Origin of the sequence: Streptomyces sp. NBC_01363 (assembly GCF_026340595.1) — a bacterium.
Taxonomy (GTDB): Bacteria; Actinomycetota; Actinomycetes; order Streptomycetales; family Streptomycetaceae; genus Streptomyces.
Genome location: NZ_JAPEPF010000001.1, coordinates 2,448,223 through 2,468,676, shown reverse-complemented (window position 1 = coordinate 2,468,676; position 20,454 = coordinate 2,448,223). Strand labels below are relative to the sequence as shown.

Here is a 20,454-nt window from a genome sequence, read left to right as displayed (position 1 = left end):
CGCGGACATGCACATGCCGATGGTCCGGGCGATTGCGGCCTGAATCACACCGTCCGGGCCACCGAACCACTTAACATACATTCATGTACGTTACCTAGATGTATGATTCCCTCATACACGCTCCCTCCAGCCCCGGAAGGCAGACGCATGGGCTTCTACGGCCGTCAACGCACGCTCGCTGATCTGGAACGCCGCACACTGCGCATCCGGGAGTCCGGAACGGGACAGCTGCTCGCCGTACGCGGCCGTCGGCAGGTGGGGAAGTCCCGGCTCTTCACACGCTTCGTCGAGCAGTCGGGACTGCCGTACCTCTACTTCTCCGCGGTGAAGAACGCACCGCCCGCCACCCAGCTCCAGACCCTCACAGCCGAGCTGCACACCTCGACGACCCCGCTCGCCGATGCCGATTCCCTCTTCTCCGCTCCCCCCAGCGACTGGCGGGACGCACTGGGCAGGATCGCCGTCGCCTGTCGCAGCACCCCCTCCGTCGTCGTCATCGACGAGTTCCCGTGGGCTGCCGCGGCGGATCCGACCCTGGAGGGGCAGCTCCAGAACGCCTGGGACCGCCAGCTGGAGAACACTCCCGTTCTCTTTGTACTGATCGGCTCCGATGTCGGAATGATGGAGCGGCTGACCGAGCACGACAGGCCGCTCTACGGCCGGGCCAGGAGCACCACTGTCGCCCCCTTCGACCCCGCCGAATGCGCCGAGGCCCTGGGCAGTGGAGGGGACCCGCTGGCCGCTTTCGACACCGCGCTCATCACCGGGGGCTACCCACGCCTCGTGCTGGACCGCGCACGCGCGCACAGCACCCGGGCGTTCGTGCACGAACAGCTCGGTGACGAGAACAGCGATCTGGCCGTGATGGGGCAGCGGTCCCTTGACGCCGAGTTCCCCGACGCGCAGCAGGCACGGCGCGTCCTGTCCGCGATGGGGGGGGCCGACATCGGAGTCAGCACCTTCACCCAAGTCGTCGGAAGGCTTCCCGAGGAAGGAAGCGCCGCGCACACAGCGGTCACCAGGGCCATAAAGGTCCTCGCCGACAAGGGGGTGGTCAGCGTCGACGTACCGGTGGGCACGCCCGCGAACAGCAGGCTGCGGCGCTACCGCATCAACGACCCGTACCTGCGCTTCTGGTTCCGCTTCGTCGAGGAACAGCAGGCCCACATCGCCCGCGGCCGGGCGGACATCGCCCGCGCCGCCTTCGACCGGGGCTGGCCGAGCTGGCGGGGCCGCGCCGTCGAGCCACTCGTCCAGGAGGCGGTGTACCGGCTCAGCCCGGAGCTACCGGGGCTGGAGAACGCCGGGCAGGTGGGGAGCTGGTGGAACCGTGACAACAGCCAGGAGTACGACATCGTCGTCCCCGCCGCCTCGGGGAAGCGCACGCTCCTCCTCGGCTCGGTCAAGTGGCGTGAGACCAAGCGCTTCAGCGACCGCGACCTCTCCCGCCTCGCCGAGGCCCGATCCGCCGTACCGAACGCGTCGGCGGCCCCGCTGCTGGCGGTGTGCCCGGCAGGGATCGAGGACGGCGTGCACCCGGATCTGACACTCACCCCTGCGGATCTGCTGGCCGCCTGGCGCGCATGAGGAGTGCGGGCGCGCCCCCGATCCGGTCCCTCCGCTTCGGGTCCGGGCGCAGTCGCCCGATCCGGATCTCGTACCGCAGCTTCTGGCGCCGTGGCGGCATGGCCATGATGTCGACCTGAATCGGACGGTCCGCGTCGTCCGGCGTGAGCCGGGTCAGTCGCAGCACGGGTTCACCGGCCGCGAGTCCCAACTGCTCCCGCTCGTGGTCGGTCGCCGGCCTCGCGGTCACGTCCTCGCGCACCCGCACACCGACGTGCCCCAGGTCCGCCAGAAGCCTGACCGCCCCGCCCCGCCCCGGACTGCCCCGGCGCCCCTCCGCTGCGGCCTCCCCGGCCCACACGTCACCCTGGGCTCCGGGAGGCGCGGCGAGATACGGCACCGAGGTGCTGACCCATTCACTGGCGCCCATGCACTTCCCCTCCGCAGCCGACTCCCGCGCCCGGCCTGCCGCACGGCGTACCGCACGGGCGCGAATTCTCCCCTCACGACCCCAGGATCGTAGTGAGGAACTCCCCCGTCCAAGCCAGCAGTTCGCGGCCCACGACCGGCTTGCCGCCGACCTTGCCCGTGGTGGGGCGGGGGACCAGGATCTGGTGGACGGCCGGCTTGATGACCGTCCTCGGGTAGAGGCGCTTCAGCCTCAGCTCCTGCGATTCACGCAGCTCCACCGGGGCGAACCGGATGTTCGGGCCCTGGAGGACGATCTCGCCGACGCCGCAGGCGCGGGCCAGCATGCGCAGGCCGGCGACCAGGAGGAGGTTCTCGACCGGTTCGGGGAGCTTGCCGTAGCGGTCGGTGAGTTCCTCGCGGACGGCCCTGATGTCGTCCTCCGTGTTGGCGGAGGCGATGGCGCGGTACGCCTGGAGGCGCAGCCGCTCGCCGGGGGCGTAGTCGTGGGGGACGTGGGCGTCGACCGGGAGCTCGATCTTGACCTCCAGGGGCGGCTCCTCCTCCACGCCGCCTTCGAGGGAGGCCCGGTAGTCGGCGACGGCCTCGCCCACCATGCGTACGTACAGGTCGAAGCCGACGCCCGCGATGTGGCCGGACTGTTCGCCGCCCAGGAGGTTTCCGGCGCCGCGGATCTCCAGGTCCTTCATCGCCACGTACATGCCCGCGCCCATCTCGGTGTGCTGGGCGATCGTGGCCAGGCGCTCGTGGGCCGTCTCGGTGAGCGGCTTCTCCGGGGGGTAGAGGAAGTACGCGTAACCGCGTTCGCGGCCCCGGCCGACACGGCCGCGCAGCTGGTGGAGCTGGGAGAGGCCGAAGTTGTCGCCGCGCTCCACGATCAGGGTGTTGGCGTTGGAGATGTCGATGCCGGACTCGACGATCGTCGTGGAGACCAGGACGTCGAACTTCTTCTCCCAGAAGTCCACCACCACCTGCTCCAGGGCCTGTTCGGACATCTGGCCGTGGGCCGTCGCGATACGGGCTTCCGGGACGATCTCGCGCAGCCGGGCGGCGGCGCGGTCGATCGACTCGACGCGGTTGTGGATGTAGAACGCCTGACCCTCGCGGAGCAGTTCGCGGCGGATGGCCGCGCCGATCTGCTTCTCCTCGTACGGGCCGACGAAGGTGAGGACCGGGTGGCGCTCCTCGGGGGGCGTGGTGATCGTCGACATCTCGCGGATGCCGGTCACGGCCATTTCGAGCGTACGGGGGATCGGCGTCGCGGACATGGTGAGGACGTCCACGTTGGCGCGGAGCTTCTTCAGCTGTTCCTTGTGCTCGACGCCGAAGCGCTGCTCCTCGTCGACGATGACCAGGCCCAGGTCCTTGAACCGGGTCTCGGAGGAGAAGAGGCGGTGGGTGCCGATGACCAGGTCGACGGAGCCCTCGCGGAGCCCTTCGAGGGTCACCTTGGACTCGGAATCCGACTGGAAGCGGCTCAGCGCCCTTACGTTGACCGGGAATTGGGAGTAGCGCTCGGTGAACGTGCCGTAGTGCTGCTGGACCAGCAGGGTGGTGGGTACGAGCACGGCCACCTGCTTGCCGTCCTGGACCGCCTTGAACGCCGCCCGTACCGCGATCTCCGTCTTGCCGTAGCCGACGTCGCCGCAGATCAGCCGGTCCATCGGGACGGACTTCTCCATGTCCTCCTTGACCTCGGCGATGGTGGACAGCTGGTCGGGCGTCTCCGCGTACGGGAAGGCGTCCTCCAGCTCGCGCTGCCAGGGCGTGTCGGGGCCGAAGACATGGCCGGGGGCCGCCATCCGGGCCGAGTACAGCTTGATCAGGTCGGCGGCGATCTCCTTGACGGCCTTCTTGGCGCGCGCCTTGGTCTTCGTCCAGTCCGCGCCGCCGAGCCGGTGCAGGGTGGGGGCCTCGCCGCCGACGTACTTGGTGACCTGTTCCAGCTGGTCGGTCGGGATGTACAGGCGGTCGCCCGGCTGACCGCGCTTGGCCGGGGCGTACTCGACGAGGAGGTACTCGCGGGTGGCGCCCTGCACCGTGCGCTGCACCATCTCGATGTAGCGGCCCACGCCGTGCTGTTCGTGGACGATGTAGTCGCCGGTCTCCAGCGTCAGCGGGTCGATCGTCTTGCGGCGGCGGGCCGGCATCCGGCCCAGGTCCTTGGTGGCGGTGCGCTGGCCGGTGAGGTCCGTCTCGGTGAGCACGGCGAGCTTCAGCGCCGGGTCGACGAAGCCGTGGTCGATCGCGCCGCAGGAGACGTGGACGACGGACGGGGAGATCTCCGCCAGGTCCGGGTCGAGGCGGGCGGCGATGCCCTCGCCGCTCAGCAGCTCGACGGTGCGGGAGGCGAGGCCCTGGCCCTCGGTGACGTACACCGTGCGCCAGCCGTCGGCGAGCCGGCCCTTGGTGTCGGCGAACGCGCGGGCGGTGTCGCCGCGGTACGCCTCCGGGGCGTGCATGCCGAGCTTGAGCGTGTCGGTGTCCTCGCCGGCCTCGTCGGCCTCGCCGGCGGCGAACGGGGAGACCGACCACCACATCATCTCCAGCTCGCGGGCCCGGTCCCGGACGTCCGCGATGCCCCACAGCGAGGCCGCGTCGACATCGATCGGGGCCTCGCCACCGCCCGCGGTGGCCGCCCAGGAGGCCTGGAGGAACTCCTGGCTGGTGGCGACCAGGTCGGCGGCCCTGGTGCGGACCCGCTCCGGGTCGCAGACCAGCGCCATCGAACCCTTCGGCAGCACGTCGAGCAGCAGCTCCATGTCGTCCACGAGGACCGGGGCGAGGGACTCCATGCCCTCCACCGCGATCCCCTCGGCGATCTTGCCGAGCAGCTCGCCCAGCTCCGGGTGCTGTTCGGCGAGGGCGGCGGCCCGCTCCCGCACCTCGTCGGTGAGCAGCAGCTCGCGGCAGGGCGGCGCCCACAGCCCGTGCTCGGCGATCTCCAGCGACCGCTGGTCGGCGATCTTGAAGTAGCGGATCTCCTCGACGTCGTCGCCCCAGAATTCCACCCGAAGGGGGTGCTCCTCGGTCGGCGGGAAGACGTCCAGGATGCCGCCGCGCACGGCGAATTCGCCACGCTTCTCGACCAGTTCGACCCGGGAGTACGCGGCCGCCGCGAGCGCGTCGACCGTCTTGCCGAGGTCGGCGCTCTGTCCGATGCGCAACGCCACGGGTTCCAGGTCGCCGAGCCCCTTGACCTGCGGCTGGAGCACGGAACGGATCGGCGCGACGACGACGGAGACCGGGCCGGTCTCCGGGTCGTCCTTCCTCGGGTGCGCCAGCCGCCGCAGCACGGCGAGGCGGCGGCCCACGGTGTCGGAGCGGGGCGAGAGCCGCTCGTGCGGCAGGGTCTCCCAGGACGGGAACTCGGCGATCGTGTCCGGCGGCAGCAGGGTGCGCAGCGCGGCCGCCAGGTCCTCGGCCTCCCGGCCGGTCGCGGTGACGGCGAGCACGGTCCGCCCGGTCTCGCGGGCCAGCGCGGCGACGGCGAAGGGGCGGGCGGCGGACGGGCCGACGAGGTCGACATGCATGCGGTGGCCGTCGCCGGCGGCCTTCACCGCGTCTTCGAGCGCCGGATCACGTACGACAACATCCAGCAGACCGTGCAGGCTCATGAAGGGCTTCCGTCCGGGTAACGAGGGCGAGGTCCGGCAGCCGGCTGCTGCCAGGGGGCTACACGAAGAGCAACGCGAAGGGCAACGCGAAGCGCCCGACACGTCGCACGGGTCGGGGGTTCCCAGCGTACGACTCCGGTGTGACAGCCGCGCCCGCAATCCGGCCCGGCGGGGTGTCCCGGGGCGGCGTGCCGGACACCGCACCGCAGGAACCCGGCCTCGGGGCGACGTCCCGGACACACGAATCCGGCCCCGGGGTGTTTGGAGGAACACCCCGGGGCCGGATTCGGTCATCCTACGTCGGCCGTCGCCCGCGCTAATCCGTGGCGATCGCGTTCAGGACGTTCATCCGGCCCGCCCGGAACGCCGGGACCAGGGCGGCGAACAGGCCCACGAAGGCCGAGGCGACGAAGACCGTGAGGATCGTCGGCCACGGGATCTCCAGGACGCCGAGGCCCTCCAGGGCCAGCAGCTTCTGGGCCGCGGTGCCCCAGCCCATGCCCAGACCGAGGCCGAGCAGGGCGCCGAAGACCGCGATGACCACCGACTCCAGGCGGATCATCCGGCGCAGCTGGCGGCGGGAGAGGCCGATGGCGCGCATCAGGCCGATCTCGCGGGTCCGCTCGACCACCGACAGGGCCAGGGTGTTCACCACGCCGAGGACGGCGACGATGATCGCGAGCGCCAGCAGGCCGTAGACGATGTTCAGCAGCTGGCCGATCTGGTCCTTCAGCTGCTGCTTGAAGTCGGCCTGATTCTTCACCTCGTACTGCGGGTACTTGGCCAGGGCGCTCTTGAGGGCGGCGTACGCCTCCTTCTCCTTGCCGTCCACGGCCTTCGCGAACATGGCCACGTTCTGCGGCAGGGCGTCGGCGGGGACGTACCGCGCGGCGGTCGCGATGTTGACGTACATCCGGCCCTTGTCGATGTTCACGTCGTCCGAGGTGATCGCGGCGACCTTCAGCTTCGCGGTCTCGCCGCCCTTGAAGGCGACGGTGATCCGGTCACCGACCTCGACGCGGTGCTCGGTGGCGTACGTCTCGCCGACCGACATGGCGTCCTTGCCGTACGCGGCGGCCAGCTCGCCGGAGACCGTCTCGCGGCGGACGTCGTCCTTGTACGAGGGGTCGGCTGCGACCAGGCCCCCGTCCTCGGTGGTGCCGTCGGGGGCGGTCAGCCGGGCGCCCACCATCTTGTAGTTGGTGAGGTGCTCGATGTCCGGCACGGTCGTCAGGGCCTTCGCCGCCTGGGCCACGATCGGTGCGCCGTCGCCGCCGGCCGGCTGGACGATGAAGTCCGCGCCGACCGACTTGTCGAGTTCCTCGGTGGCCGAGGCGACCATGGAGGAGCCGACCACCGAGAGGCAGGCGACCAGGGCCAGGCCGACCATCAGGGCGGCGCCGGTCGCTCCGGTGCGGCGCGGGTTGCGCAGGGCGTTGCGCTCGGCGAGCCGTCCCACGGGGCCGAACATCCGCAGCATGACCGCGCTCAGCACCCGGACCACGAAGCCGGCCAGCAGCGGGCCGATCACGATGAAGCCGATCAGGGTGAGGAGCACGCCCACACCGAGGAGGAGCGAGCCCTCGCTCGACTTGTCGGCCTTCGTCGCGGTGAGGAGCGCGGCGCCGCCGGCGAGCGTGAGGACCAGGCCGATCGCGGCCCGGACCCGACCCGCGCGGCCGTCCGCCGGGGTTCCGGCGTCGCGCAGGGCGGCCATCGGGGAGACCTTCCCGGCCCGGCGGGCCGGGAAGTACGCGGCGACGACGGTGACGACGATGCCGAGTACGAGGCCGACCACGGGGGTCGTCCAGGCGACGGTGAGGTCCTCGGTGGAGAGCTCCATGCCCATGGCGCCCATGAGCTTCATCAGGCCGACGGCGAGGCCGACGCCCGCGCCCACGCCGAGGAGCGAGCCGACGACGCCGAGGAACAGCGCCTCGATCAGCACGGACTGGTTGACCTGCTTGCGGCTGGAGCCGATGGCCCGCATCAGGCCGATCTCGCGGGTGCGCTGGGCGACCAGCATCGAGAAGGTGTTGACGATCAGGAAGATGCCGACGAGGAGGGCGATCCCGGCGAAGCCGAGCATCGCGTACTTCATGACGTCGAGGAAGGAGCCCATCGAGTCCTTGTTGGCGTCCGCGGCCTCCTTCTGCGTCTGGATCTTGTACGTGGAGTGGCCGCCGAGCGCCGTGGCGATGTTCTTCTTCAACTGCTCGTCGGCCACGCCGGATTCGGCGGTGACGGAGATCAGGCTGAAGACGTCGGGCCTGCCGAGCAGCTTGGTCTGCGCGGTGGCGGTGTCGAAGTAGACGACCGCGGCACCGGGGTTGGTGACCTTGAAGGTGGCGATGCCGCTGATCGCGGCCTTGATGTCGCCGTTGGCGGTGATGGTGCGCAGCTCGTCGCCGAGCTTGAGGTGGTGCTTCTCGACGGTGTCGGCGTCGACCATCACCTCGGTCGGGCCGCGCGGCGCGTGACCGGAGGAGATCTCCATCGAACGCAGGTCGTTCCTCGTCCAGTTGCCCGCGATCGTCGGGGCGCCCGAGGTCGAGCCCATGTTCTTGTCGTGGCTGTCGACGACGGTGACGGACATGCTGGAGACCGCGCCCTCGGCCGCCTTCGCGCCGGTGGCCTTCGCGACCTGCCCGACGGCGGACGCGGGGATCGTGACGGGCTTGCCGTTGCCCGGGAGCCGGTTGTCCTCCCTGGGCTCCTTCGGGCTGACCGTGACATCGGCCGCGGTCGCGGCGAAGAGCTTGTCGAACGTGGTGTTCATGGTGTCGGTGAAGACGAGCGTGCCGCACACGAACGCCACCGACAGCAGGACCGCGACGGCGGAGAGCGCCATGCGTCCCTTGTGGGCGAAGAAATTCCGCCTCGATGTCTTCCAGACGGTCATGACGTCCGCCCGCGCGAGTCGAAGTCCTTCATCCGGTCGAGGACCTGGTCGGCCGTCGGGTTGTGCATCTCGTCGACGATGCGTCCGTCGGCGAGGTACAGCACCCGGTCCGCGTAGGAGGCGGCCACCGGGTCGTGGGTGACCATGACGATGGTCTGGCCCAGCTCGTCGACCGACCTGCGCAGGAAGCTCAGCACCTCGGCGCCGGCCCGCGAGTCCAGGTTGCCGGTGGGCTCGTCGCCGAAGATGATCTCCGGCCGGGCGGCGAGCGCCCTGGCCACCGCGACGCGCTGCTGCTGGCCGCCGGAGAGCTCGGTGGGCCGGTGCTTGAGCCGCTCGGCGAGACCGACGGTCTCCACGACCTGCCGCAGCCATGCGGCGTCCGGTCTGCGGCCCGCGATGTCCATCGGCAGCGTGATGTTCTCCAGCGCGTTGAGCGTGGGGAGCAGGTTGAACGCCTGGAAGATGAAGCCGATCCGGTCCCGGCGGAGCTGGGTGAGCTTCTTGTCCTTGAGCCCGGTGATCTCGGTCTCGTCGAGGAAGATCTGTCCCGAGCTCACGGTGTCCAGGCCGGCCAGGCAGTGCATCAGGGTCGACTTGCCGGAGCCGGACGGGCCCATGATCGCGGTGAACTGCCCGCGGGCGATGTCCACGTCGACATGGTCGAGCGCGACGACCCGGGTCTCCCCCGCCCCGTACGCCTTGACGACCTGCCGTGCTCGCGCAGCGACGGCCGTACGCCTTCCAGTGCCCCCGTGCCTGGGAATGGTTACAGCCGTTGTCACGGTTTATCTCCTATGTCGGTCAGTGTTGGGAATGCGTCGGTGCGCGTACAGAGTCTGGTGTCGGGAGCGGATCCGGCGCACTGGTGCCCGGCGCAGTTCTCGGGTGGGGTTTTCCCCACCCCCCGCCCCCCGTGCCCGACCGCGTCCGCGGTGGGATTCGGCCGCTTTTCGCGGTGTAGGAACACGCTAAGGAACAAGCCCCCGCCGCCACGTCCTCCGCCGGGAGGAACCGTCCCTGGCCAGATGTAAGGAGCTCCCCCTAAGGGTCTCGACCCCTGGGTGGAGTCCTGTATCAGGGGCTGGACCCAAGGGTGTACCGGCCGGGGCGACCGGGGCCCGCTTCACGCCCGGCCGCCACCTTCCATTCACGGGGCCGCACGCAACTAAGCCATTACCCTGGGTAATTCAGGCCACCCTCTCCCCAACTACCGTACCCACGAGTAATGTTCGCGCTTCCGACCGCACCCCGCACTCCTGCCTTGCCGTCCAGACCAGGACCCGAGCCACGCAAGGAGCAGCACCCCGATGTCGCACGGAAACCCGCCCCTCTCCCCCCACCACCCCGACTATCTGCTCCCCTGGCAGAGCTCGGAACAGGCACCGCCCGACCGGCCGCCGAGCCCGACCGACGCTCCCGCAACCGCCCCCGGCCGCCACAGCGACCTGCGCCGGCTGCGCACCGCGTACCGACTGCTGCGGCGCATCGCGACCCTCACCGCACTCGGCTACTTCGTGGCCTTCCTGCTGCTCTCCGGATTCGCCAAGGAGCTGATGGACGTCCCCCTGTTCGGCGGCCTCAACCTCGGCCTGGCCCTGGGGCTCTGCCAGCTCCCCGTGACGGTGCTCGCCATCGTGGTGTACGAGCGGACCGCACGGCGCACGGTCGACCCGCTCGCCGCCCGGATCCGAAGAGCGGGAGCGGCGCGGTGAACGGATTCAACAATTCCGCGCAGTCGATGTCCCTGGTCGCCTTCCTCGCCGTGGGCACCGTGGCTCTGCTGCTCTGCGTGATGACCGGCCCGGACCGCGACGACCTCGACGAGTTCTACACCGGCTCCCGCTCGCTCTCGCCCCTGCAGAGCGGCCTCGCCCTCGCGGGCGACTACCTCTCCGCGGCCACGGTGCTCGGCACCACCGGCATCATCGCCCTCACCGGCTACGACGGGATGATCCTCGCCCTGAGCATCACCCTCTCGCTCGTCCTGCTGATGTTCCTGCTCGCCGAACCCCTGCGCAACACGGGCGGGTTCACCATGGGCGACCTGCTCGTACGCCGCGCCCCCGGCCGCGCGGTCCGCATCACCGCCTGCGCCGCCACCCTCGCCGCGCTCGTTCCGATGATGGTCGTCCAGCTCGCCAGCAGCGGCGATCTACTCGCCTTCATCCTGGGATTCGACACCTCGGGATTCCGCACCGGCGCCATCATCGGGCTCGGCACCCTGATGATCGGCTACGCGGCGATCGGCGGGATGAAGGGCACCTCACTGATCCAGATCGTGAAGACCGTGGTCCTCTTCGTGGCCGCCTTCACCATCGCCGTACTGATCATGAACCGGTTCGACTGGAACACCGACTCGCTGCTCTCCGCCGCCCGGCAGAGCAGCGGCGCGGGGGCCGCGTATCTGCGCTCGGGGCTCCAGTTCGACGGCAGCGGACTCGACATGGTCAGCTCCGAACTGACCGTGGTGCTCGGCGCCGCCTGCCTGCCGCACGTCGCCATGCGCATGTCGAGCGCCCGCTCCACCCAGGCCGTCCGGCGCTCGATGTCCTGGGCGGTCGGCGTGGTCGCCGCGATCTGCCTGCTGCTCGTCGTGATCGGCTTCGGCGCGGGGGCCCTCGTCGGCCACGACGTCATCACCGCCGCCGGGGCGTCCGGGAACAGCGCGATCCTCCAGATCAGCGGCGAGGTCGCGAACGGTACGCGGATGGGGGCCCTGGTCATCACGACGATGACGACGGCGATCTTCCTGACCCTGCTCGCCTCGGTCGCCGGAATGATCCTGTCCTGCGCCAACTCCCTCGCCCACGACCTCTTCGCGCACGGCCTGCACGGGGTGCGCGACCCGGACCGCAAGCCGCTGCCGGGCCTGTCCGAGATGCGTACGGCACAGATCTCGGCGATCGTCGTCGGACTGCTCGCCACCGTTCTCGCCGTCGTGGCCAGGCACTGGAACGTACAGGCGCTGGCGACGCTCTCGTTCTGCGTCGGCGCGTCCGCCTTCGCCCCGGCACTCGTCTACAGCGTGTTCTGGCGGCGCTTCACCCGCGCCGGACTGCTCTGCACCCTCATCGTCGGCACCCTCACCACACTGGCGCTGATCACCGGCACCAACCTGGTCTCCGGCTCACCCACCTCGGTCTTCCCCGACCACGACTTCAACTGGTTCCCGTACACCACCACCGGGCTCGTCTCCATCCCGGCCGGATTCCTGGCGGGCTGGCTGGGCACGGTCCTCCCCCGCCACACGGCCCCCGCGGCACGCCGGCTCTACCAGGGCGAGGAACCCCGGATCCTGGCGGGTGCCCCACCGACACACCAGTGAGCCCGGCCCTCGCCCGCTCCACGGCCCCCTGCCGCCAGGCGGCATGACGACAGCCCCGCACACTCCGGATCGATCGAGAGTGCGCGGGGCTGTCGTCGCTGCGCGGGGCTGTCGTCGTTGCGCAGGAGGTGCGGTCAGACCGAGCCGAACTCTCCAGCCTTGACCCCTGCCACGAACGTGGCGAATGCAGCGGGGGAGGTGCTCAGCACGGGGCCGCTCCGGCTCTTCGAGTCACGGACGGGAATGACACCGAGCGAGCCGACGAGGTTGGCGGCGACCTCGACGCAGGCGCCACCGTTGTTGCTGTAGGAGGACTTGAACCAGCGGGGGGATTCGGTCGTCACTGGGAACCCTTTCGTAACTGGCTGATCATGGCCACGGATGCCGCTGGGGACAGAGCCCCGGCCTGCAACTGATGGTAGGCCGTCAACAGGGGGACAACCGAAGCGCTTTCCCGGTTGAGAGTACCCAGGTGGGAGGACTCGGCATAGGACATGAGCTGGCGGTCCGGCAGGGTCAGTATGTACAGCGGCAGGTCGAAAGGACGGAGCTCCGCCATGTCGAACGGGGCGACCTGGAGCACGGTGTTGGGCAGCTCGGCGAACTCGATCAGCCGCTCCAGCTGCGCGTCCATGACGGCGGGTCCGCCGACCGGGCAGCGGAGGCAGCTTTCGTCCAGCACGACCAGGAACAACGGCGGATGCGTGCGGGCGAGTGCGGCCTGCCGCTCGGCGACGAGCGAGATCCGTTCCTTCGCCTGATCGTTGGTGATCGCCCCGCGCTTGACGGCGCTCTCCGCGAGCACGGTCGCGTATTCGGGCGTCTGGAGCAGGCCGGGCATCACACCCACTTCGTACAGCCGGATCTCCGCAGCACGACTCTCCTGCCCCACGTACTCCGGGAAGCCCTCCAGCAGAGAGCCGTGCCGGATCTCGCGCCAGTGGCGCTCGAACGTGTCAGCTGTATCGCCCGTGCCGAAAGCCCGGTCCGCGCTGCGCGAGAATCGCAAGGTCGGAAGTTTCCGGCTGGTTTCGACCGCCGAGATATGGGTGCTGGAGTACCCCATGCGATCGGACAGGTCCTCCTGCTTCCAGCCACGCTCCTCGCGCCAGCTGCGGAGACGTGCGCCGAAGGCCGCTTCCGGGGAACTGTCCGGGTTCAACTCCTTGCGGTTCAAAGGGTTATCACCAACCTTTCATCCAGGTCCGCCACGTTGATCGGGTTCCGACTCTAGGCCACCCTGAATCCCCTTGGTAGTGGAATCGCTACGGAGCGGAGTTGACGTGACCGAAGAGAACGTTGCCGTGAATCGCCACGAGCCCTCTCAAGCTCAAGTCCCGCCCCCCGGAACGCTCATGAGGGACGCCGGTCACAGCAACCGGGTCGGGGAGTTCCGAGGGGTCGCCGGCCCGTACTGGGCGTTGCGGCCGGTCGGCGGCGGTATCGAGTGGGAGGCCGAGCCGGAGTGGGTTCGCGCGCTCACACCTGCCGAGCGGCTGAGCGTCGAGAACGTGTTGCGGAACCTCAGGAGCAGTCGGGGCGGGTTGTGAACGCGCCGGCAGGGCAGGGGCTACGCCTCACGGAGCCGGTCAGACCACCGGGCCGGACTCCCGGCAGGGCCTGCACAGGCCGTCGCGGAACGCCTCGGGCCTGCCCGGGGCGCCGCACTCGGTGCACTCCATCATCAGGCGGCGTACGGGAGTTGCCTGCGTGGCCGGGGTCGTGGCGGGCAGGCGGGGCGGGAGCTTGTCGTGGAGGCGGCGGCGGACGAAGCCGAAGGGTGAGTCGACGGACGCGGGGAGCCCGGCGGTGAGGGCGTGCGTCAGGTAGTCGGCGTCCACACCGCGCGCGAACCACTCGGTGACCTCCTGCTCCAGCGCCGCACAGTCCGCTGCCGAGAGGGCCAGGCGGGAGTCGGTACGGCCGAGGCGGGCCAGGGCGGCAAAGGCGGGAGAAGGTCCCGGCGGGGACTGCGGCTCCGGCTCCGGCTCTGCAGTGCGCTGCTGCGGCACCACCGGGGTGGGCAGCTGCGACGGTACGTGCACGGGCTCAGGCTCGGACACGGGCACAGACTCGGGCACGGGCACGGGCACGGGCGCGGGCGCAGGCGCGGGCACCTGGGCCGGGGCGCCCGCCTCGGGCTCGGCAGGCGCCGGGGGCTCCACCGCCTTCGCGGTCGACATCGGCGCGGACCGGCGCTCTTCGGCGGCGAGTAAGGTGTCCCACCACTCGTTGTCGTGAGCAACCCGCGACCAGAAGGTACGCGTAACCCAGCGGACCTGGTCGCCGTTCTCGCCGCTCAGGCACCGGACATGCCGCAGATGACCGGCCACCCCCAGGGCCCGCAGCGCGCTGCCGACGGCCATCTGCCCGTAGAGGGGCTGGCTCTTCGCCAGCGACTTGATGTCCATCGCCGCACCCTCGGGCAGGGCATCCACGTAACCGGCGATGTGCCGTTCGCGATCGGGCAGCAATGCGAAGTCGGCCTCGCGCGGCGGGCGTTGCTCCGGAACGGATCGCTTTCCGTAACCGGGGCGGGCCTTCGGGTGCGAGGGGCGCGAGGATGCGGGCGCGCACAGGGCAGGGCTAAGGTTTGAGACAGCCACGGGATCGCCTCTGAATTCGATCTTGGGGTCAGACCCCGGCCGGTGCTACGAACACCGTGTCGGGGTCGTTACGTTGGGCACCGTAAGCAGCCGCGACTCCGCGCCGCAAGTCGATCACAACTAGTCATACTTGCTGGCCGTGACGGGTCAGGGAGGGCGGGGAGGTTTCCCCAACCAACCCTTGTATCCAACCAGTTGGTACACACCGCTCGAATCCCGGCCCTCGCACCCCGACTCCCGAAGCCCGAAGCTCAAGACCCGACCCCAAGCCCATGCCCGTACCCACGAAAGAGTGAACAGCCGCTCCCGGAGCTCGAAGCCCGGAGCTCGGAGCCCGGAGCCCGGGACCCGGGACCCGGGACCCGGGACTCGGGACTCGGGACTCGGAACGCCGAAGCCGGGGTCAGTCCTCCGCCGGGCTCAGTCCTCCGCCGGGCTCAGTCCTCCGCCGGTGTCACCCGCCCGGTGAGCGCCGCGAGCGAATTCCGTACGTGTGCCATGTGCGCCTGCACCTCCTCGCGGCCCTCCTCGTGCTCCCGCATGATCCGCTCCGTCTCCCGGACCACCCGCTCCTCACGGACCCTGGCCGCCGCGACCAGCTCCGCGGCCCGCGCCTCGGCGTCCTCCTGACCGTGCCGGGCGGCCTCCTCCGTCTCCGCGAGCGCCCGCCGCGCCTCGGCCAGGCGGGCTTCCGCCTGCTCGGTCAGCTCGTCGTGATGCGCCGACTGCGCGGCCTCGGCCCCGGCCAGTTCGAGCTCGGCCGCCTGCCAGCGCTCGGAGTGCTCCTGCTCCTGGTGCGCGAGGACGCTCTCGGTACGGCGGATCGTCTCCGTCATCATGGACTCCGAGCGCTCCCGCACCTCCGCGGCCTCCTCGCGGGCCTCGGCAACGGTCCCGTCAGCGGTGCCCCTCGCCGTGGACAGCGTCTCGTCGGCGTGGGTCACGGCCGCGGCCCGCATGGCCTCGGAGTCCGCCCGCGCCGAAGCACGGATCCCGCGGCCCGCCTCGTCCGCGGCGTCCCGCAGCGCCTGCGCCTCCTCCTGGGCGGCGCCCCGCAGGGTCTCCGCCTCGCCCTCGGCGAGCGCCAGGATCTGCTGGGCACGCTCACCCAGCGATTCGTAGTTCTGCGGGGCGAGCGTGGCGACGACCTCGCTCAGCCGGACCGACTCCGCCGACAGCTCCTCCACCAACGCGGTCAGCCGGGACACCTCGTCCAGCGCCGCGTCCCGCTCCGCCGAAAGCCCGGCCACCGCGCGGTCCACCTGCTCCGGACGGTAACCACGTCCTCGTCCGCCGACGAAGCCGTGCGCGGACACCGGTGCAGAACTCATCCTTGAAGCCTCTTTCCGACTCTCCGACCATCAGCAGTACGTCAAGGATGCGGCAATTGGCCCAGAAGTCGGAATCGATCAACTGCTTTCCGGGCGGAAGCGACAGGCATCACAGACAGCGCGCAGCACGGCGCCCGGCCCCCTTCCGGGAGCCGGGCGCCGTCCGCGGAACCCGCCGGGTCAGATCAGCCCGTCCCACATCTGTTCGAGAAGTACGGACCACCAGCTCTCCGGCGACGCCAGCGCCGCCGCGTCCAGCGCCACCAGCTGGGCCTGGAAGTCGACCGTCCAACGACCCGCCTGCTCCGGGTTGAGCCCGAAGCGCAGCCGCCACATCCGGCCGAGCAATGCCATCGAACGCTGGAACTCCGGCAGCCCCGTGTTCACGAACTGCGGCGCCACCGACTGACCGCCCGGCCCCGCCTCGACCGGCACGGCCACGATGTTCGCGGTCCCGTACTGGACACAGATCGCCCGCCCGAAGTCGGACCCCATGACGAGATACGACCCCGCGTCGGGGGCGGCCTGCACCTGGCGCTGCGCGGCGAGCTCGGCCAGCGTCGGCACCACCGGCTGACCGGGCTGCGCCCAGAAGAACGGCCCGAAGTCGGCGGGCAGCCCCGCCCACACCAGCGTGCGCGCCACGGTCTCGGGCACACCCTGACGGGAGACGGCACGCTGATCGAAGCGGCAGATGCCCTGCGGCCCGAAGGTCTGCAGCAGCTCGTCCGCGATGACCTCCGGCGGCGCCGCCATCGCGGGCGGCATCTGCGGCAGCGGCGCGCGCACCGGAGCCGGACGGGCCGGTCCGTCCGCCACCTGGTGCAGCTCGCCCTGGTGGGTGAGCAGATGCTGCATGCCCTGCTGACGGCTGGCGTGATCGGTGCCGTACGGGGCGACGCTGGTGATCCGCACCTGCGGCCAGGTCTCACGGATCATCCGCGCGCAGTAGCCACCGGGCAGCTCGCAGGACTCCAGCTCGGTGTGCAGCTCGATGACCTGCTGCGGCGGCACGTTCATCGCCCGCAGCTCGTGCAGCATCTGCCACTCGGGGTGCGGGGTGCCGGGCGCCGAGCGCCGGATCAGCTGCTGCTCGCTGCCGTCGGGCGCGCGGTAGCGCAGCACGGCCTGGTAGCCGGGCCCGACGGTCGGCTGACCGGTGGGCGCCTGCGGATAGCCGTACGCCGGGGGCGGTACGGGGCCGGGGGCGCCGCCCTGCGGCACTCCGGGCGGACCGGGAGGACCGGGCGGGCCGGGCGGGCCGGGAGGCTGCGGCGCACCGGGGCCGCCCATGCTCGGATCGGCGAGCATCGTCGCGGCATGGTGCACACCGCCACCGGGCGGCGGCGTCGAACCGGGCGACGGAGGCGGCACCGGAGCACCCGGCGCACCGGGCGGCTGCAGCCCACCCGGACCGCCCATGCTCGGATCGGCCAGCATCGTCGCGGCATGGTGCACCCCACCACCGGGCGGCGGAGGCGGCACCGGAGCACCGGGCACACCCGGCGCACCAGGAGCAACCGGAGCGCCAGGCGCACCGGGAGGACCCGGAGGCCGCAGCCCACCCGGACCGCCCATGCTCGGATCGGCCAGCATCGTCGCGGCATGGTGCACACCGCCACCGGGCGGCGGCGTCGAACCGGGCGACGGAGGCGGCACCGGAGCACCAGGAGCACCCGGCGCACCAGGCGGACCCGGAGGCGGCAGCGGCGCACCGGGCGGACCCGTCTGAGGGGCGAGCTGGGTCGGCATGTACCCGCCCGCCGGAGCACCGGGCGCACCCGGTCCCGAGGGCGGCGGCACGGGCGGCCCCGGCCTGGCGCCCGGGGTTCCGGGGGCACCGGGCGGCGGCGGGGTCGACGGACCGCCACCACGCGCACCACGCGGCGGCACCACGGCCTTGCTGGTGGCCGCATCGGCGATGTCACCGGCACCCGGACCCGGAGCATTCGGACCCGGAGCGTTCAGACCCGGAGCACCCGCGCCCGGAGCACCCGGAGGAACACCCGGGGCGCCGCCCTGCGGGGGCAGACCGGGCACGATCGCCGTCCGGGGCAGCTGACTGCCGCCCGACATCAGGGCGGTCGGCGCGTCGGCCGGAACGACCGGCGGCGGGGTGCCGTCGTCGTCGGCACCCGAGAGCGGCGGCGCGAACACCGTGGCCGGGAGCGGCACCGCCCCGTCGTCGGAACCCGCGTTCGTGTCCGTGCCGGCCCAGGGGGTGGACCCGGCGGGGACGTTCGGCGGGGATACCGGGACACCGTCATTGGCCGTGGGCTCGTACGCGACCTGCCCACCGTGCGAACCCGGCGACGCCTGACCGACAGGCGAGGCGGGGGAGGCGTGCGAAACAGGAGCGGCAGGTGAAACAGGAGAGACGGACCGAGCAGGCGTGACGGGCGGAGCAGGAGAGACCGGAGGGGCCGAGGGCGCCGCCGCAGGCGCCGCGTCCTGGCCCCGGTTCTCCCGGCGGTCCGGGATGCCCAGCTTGTCGGCCGCTTCCTGGAGCCACTCCGGGGGGCTCAACAGGAACGACGTCTGATTGAGGTCGATGCGCTGCGGCGGCTCCGGAGCGGCCGCGGCCGCCGCGTGGGCGCCGTACTCCTCCTCGTACCGCCGGATCACCTCGCCCACCGGCAGCCCCGGCCACAGGGTGGCCTCACCGCTGTCCCTGGCGATCACCAGCCGCTGCCTGCCGCCGTCCGAGACCGGGCCCTCGGCGCGGTCCTCGCCCCACACCACGAAGCCCAGCTCGAACTCCCGTACCCGCACCTCACGGTGCTGGTACGCGGGCACATCGCCGTTGATCCACTCGTCCGCGCGCTCCTGCGCCTGCGCAAAGGTCACCATCGCGCTCACCCCTCCACCGGGACGGCCCGCGCGAAGCCGCCGTCCACCATCAGGTTCGCCACGGTCTCCAGCTCCGGCGGATTGCCCGCCAGACGCTGCAGGAAGGCATCGAAGTCACCGCCGCACGGCAGCAACAGCCGGTCCACCCGCTCCTGCACGTTCCAGCCGTCCTGGTCCCGGGCGTCGTCGTACGCGCAGAACCAGACCGAGCCGACACCGTTGCCCTTCACCTTCACCGCGATGATGCCGCCCTGGACGAAACCGACGCCCAGGAAGTCCTTGGTGAGGTGATCGCGCAAGCACTTGTTGATGTACACCAGGTCGTTCGCGGCGGCCTGCTCGCGCACCGTGAAGAACGGCTGGTCGACCAGAAGGCCCAGCTCCGCGTCGAGCGCCGCGCCGACCGGCGCCGAACCACCCGCCGCCTTGAGGAACGAACGGTAGGCACCCGGCAGCCGATAGCCGAGGTCCTCCTCGACGCCCAGCACCTGCGCCTCGGTCACCGCCACGGCACCCTTCGGCAGCCGGAAATGCGCGGGCCGGGTCTCCTGCAACGGGCGGGTCCCCCGCTTGTTGTGGTCGACCGCCGTGGCGGCAAGGCCACCGTGATGTCTGAGCAGCGCCTTCACCTCGACCGGGACCAGCTCCATACGTCGGCCACCGGGCACGTGGTGCCACGTCCAGCCGTGCGGAGTGGCGACCGCCGGGATCGTGTCCCACAGCTCATGGCCGCTCGCCGCCAGCGCCGCATTGGCCGACACGTAATCGGTGAGCCGCAGCTCATCGACCCCGAAGCCCTGCGGAGGCTCGGCGATCTCGGCGGCGGCACGCGCGTACGGCGCGAAGTCCGGGCTGCCGTTCTCGTCCATGCGCACACCACCGGGGTGGCGGGACGCCCGGACCGGGTCCGGGAAATGCACGAGCTGCCCGGCGTAGGCCGCGTTCGGTGGCGCGGCTTGCTGCCCGAGCCGACCTGTCGTCATGGCGGTTGCCCCCTGCTGCGTCTGGCTGGTGAGGACCGGCCTGCCCAAGGGGGACGGTCCGGGCACAGCCTATGCGGTGGCGCAAGGGCGGGTCTCGCCCATGTGACCTGTCCTACGCCTCCCCCTCCGCATCCGTCACGAACCGTCACACCGGCGTGACGGACGAGCGACGCCCCCGCCACGGACGGGCGACACGGAGACACGTTTCACTGCCCCAGCTTCCCCACCAGCCGGGACATTTGGCAGGCTGTCACCGCAACTCGGGGGCGTGCACACCGCGCAGCTACCGCTGCGGCACGGGAGGGAAAGCGCCATGCACACCGCACAATCAGCCACATCCGGGGATCCGCGCCTCAGCTGGAGCAGCACCGACGCCGGCCGCACACCCCGCCTGCACCACCGCCGCGACGGCATCCTGCCCGCAGTCGCGGCGGCCCTGTCCGTACGCGGCGAGACACTCACCTGCACCGCGGGCAAGGGCGACCAGCCCCCCGTACTGCACCCACTCGTCCAGGACTTCCTCGACACCCTCCCCAGCAGCCGGCGCGAACGCTTCACCGGCCGCTGCCCCGAGGCGATACTGCTCTCCCGGCAGCTCACCGCGGCAGAGTCGAACCGCTCCAAGCGCGCCCAGCGCAAGCCGCTGACCAACGGCGAGGCCCGGCGCGCCCTCAAGCACTCGCGGCTCACCGCACGACGCATCCGTGAGGACGGGGACCCGATGCACGGCAGCTACGCGCCACCGTGCCGCTCCTGCGCGGCGATGCTCGCCCACTTCGGCGTACGTCCCGTCGACCTCACGACCACCGGGGCGGCGACCACCGCCGAGAAGGGCTGACCGC

Annotated in this window: 14 protein-coding genes and 1 pseudogene; 5 read left to right on the top strand and 10 right to left on the bottom strand. The window is 71.2% G+C overall.

The genetic code is table 11. The features are described from left to right. Nucleotides 1-147 precede the first annotated feature (147 nt). Nucleotides 148-1,587 (top strand): DUF234 domain-containing protein, encoded by a 1,440-nt coding sequence (locus OG611_RS11545; RefSeq protein WP_266418343.1) that lies wholly within the window; start codon nt 148-150, stop codon nt 1,585-1,587. A gap of 55 nt (nt 1,588-1,642) precedes the next feature. On the opposite strand, the pseudogene OG611_RS11540 reads toward OG611_RS11545, so the two are convergent. The 4 genes and pseudogenes from OG611_RS11540 to OG611_RS11525 form a co-directional block, all read right to left on the bottom strand. After that, nucleotides 1,643-1,996, bottom strand: a pseudogene (locus OG611_RS11540) (UTRA domain-containing protein); the annotation flags it as partial. Nucleotides 1,997-2,069: 73 nt separating this feature from the next. Further along, nucleotides 2,070-5,612 (bottom strand): transcription-repair coupling factor, encoded by a 3,543-nt coding sequence (gene mfd, locus OG611_RS11535; RefSeq protein ID WP_266418341.1) that lies wholly within the window; start codon nt 5,610-5,612, stop codon nt 2,070-2,072. 316 nt (nt 5,613-5,928) lie between these two features. Further along, nucleotides 5,929-8,514, bottom strand: a complete 2,586-nt coding sequence (locus OG611_RS11530; RefSeq protein ID WP_266418339.1) for an ABC transporter permease — start codon at nt 8,512-8,514, stop codon at nt 5,929-5,931. After that, entirely contained in the window at nt 8,511-9,299 is a 789-nt protein-coding gene (locus OG611_RS11525; protein ID WP_266418337.1) for an ABC transporter ATP-binding protein, read from the bottom strand. The genes OG611_RS11530 and OG611_RS11525 overlap by 4 nt, the downstream gene beginning before the upstream one ends. Nucleotides 9,300-9,824: 525 nt before the next feature. On the opposite strand from OG611_RS11525, the gene OG611_RS11520 reads away from it, so the two are divergent. Beyond that, complete coding sequence (locus tag OG611_RS11520; RefSeq protein ID WP_266418335.1) at nt 9,825-10,229, top strand: DUF485 domain-containing protein; 405 nt, start codon at nt 9,825-9,827, stop codon at nt 10,227-10,229. After that, nucleotides 10,226-11,842 (top strand): cation acetate symporter, encoded by a 1,617-nt coding sequence (locus tag OG611_RS11515; RefSeq protein ID WP_266418333.1) that lies wholly within the window; start codon nt 10,226-10,228, stop codon nt 11,840-11,842. Before OG611_RS11520 ends, OG611_RS11515 begins: the two co-directional genes overlap by 4 nt. Nucleotides 11,843-11,976: 134 nt before the next feature. On the opposite strand, the gene OG611_RS11510 is transcribed toward OG611_RS11515, so the two are convergent. Both OG611_RS11510 and OG611_RS11505 read right to left on the bottom strand, forming a co-directional pair. Continuing rightward, nucleotides 11,977-12,186 (bottom strand): DUF397 domain-containing protein, encoded by a 210-nt coding sequence (locus OG611_RS11510; protein ID WP_266418331.1) that lies wholly within the window; start codon nt 12,184-12,186, stop codon nt 11,977-11,979. After that, complete coding sequence (locus tag OG611_RS11505) at nt 12,183-13,019, bottom strand: helix-turn-helix transcriptional regulator (RefSeq protein ID WP_266418329.1); 837 nt, start codon at nt 13,017-13,019, stop codon at nt 12,183-12,185. The genes OG611_RS11510 and OG611_RS11505 overlap by 4 nt, the downstream gene beginning before the upstream one ends. Nucleotides 13,020-13,146: 127 nt before the next feature. Between OG611_RS11505 and OG611_RS11500 the strand changes: the two genes are divergently transcribed. Then, nucleotides 13,147-13,392, top strand: coding sequence for a hypothetical protein (locus tag OG611_RS11500; RefSeq protein WP_266425765.1), 246 nt, complete (start codon nt 13,147-13,149; stop codon nt 13,390-13,392). A gap of 39 nt (nt 13,393-13,431) precedes the next feature. Here OG611_RS11500 and OG611_RS11495 read toward each other — a convergent pair whose 3' ends face one another. The 4 genes from OG611_RS11495 to OG611_RS11480 all read right to left on the bottom strand — a co-directional run bounded on the left by OG611_RS11495 (nt 13,432) and on the right by OG611_RS11480 (nt 19,612). Then, nucleotides 13,432-14,448, bottom strand: coding sequence for a MarR family transcriptional regulator (locus OG611_RS11495; protein WP_266418327.1), 1,017 nt, complete (start codon nt 14,446-14,448; stop codon nt 13,432-13,434). Between the two features lie 437 nt (nt 14,449-14,885). After that, nucleotides 14,886-15,779: a cellulose-binding protein gene (locus OG611_RS11490; protein WP_266418326.1), complete on the bottom strand. Its 894-nt coding sequence runs from the start codon at nt 15,777-15,779 to the stop codon at nt 14,886-14,888. A gap of 180 nt (nt 15,780-15,959) precedes the next feature. After that, nucleotides 15,960-18,629 carry an SUKH-4 family immunity protein gene (locus tag OG611_RS11485; RefSeq protein WP_266418324.1) on the bottom strand — a complete coding sequence of 890 codons (2,670 nt, stop codon included), beginning with the start codon at nt 18,627-18,629 and terminating at the stop codon, nt 15,960-15,962. A 5-nt stretch (nt 18,630-18,634) separates the two neighbouring features. Beyond that, complete coding sequence (locus OG611_RS11480; RefSeq protein WP_266418322.1) at nt 18,635-19,612, bottom strand: SMI1/KNR4 family protein; 978 nt, start codon at nt 19,610-19,612, stop codon at nt 18,635-18,637. A 313-nt stretch (nt 19,613-19,925) separates the two neighbouring features. Here OG611_RS11480 and OG611_RS11475 point away from each other — a divergent pair, with 313 nt between their 5' ends. Continuing rightward, the gene (locus OG611_RS11475) at nt 19,926-20,450 is read left to right on the top strand and encodes a YwqJ-related putative deaminase (protein WP_266418320.1); all 525 of its coding nucleotides are present in this window, start codon (nt 19,926-19,928) and stop codon (nt 20,448-20,450) included. Nucleotides 20,451-20,454 lie beyond the last annotated feature (4 nt).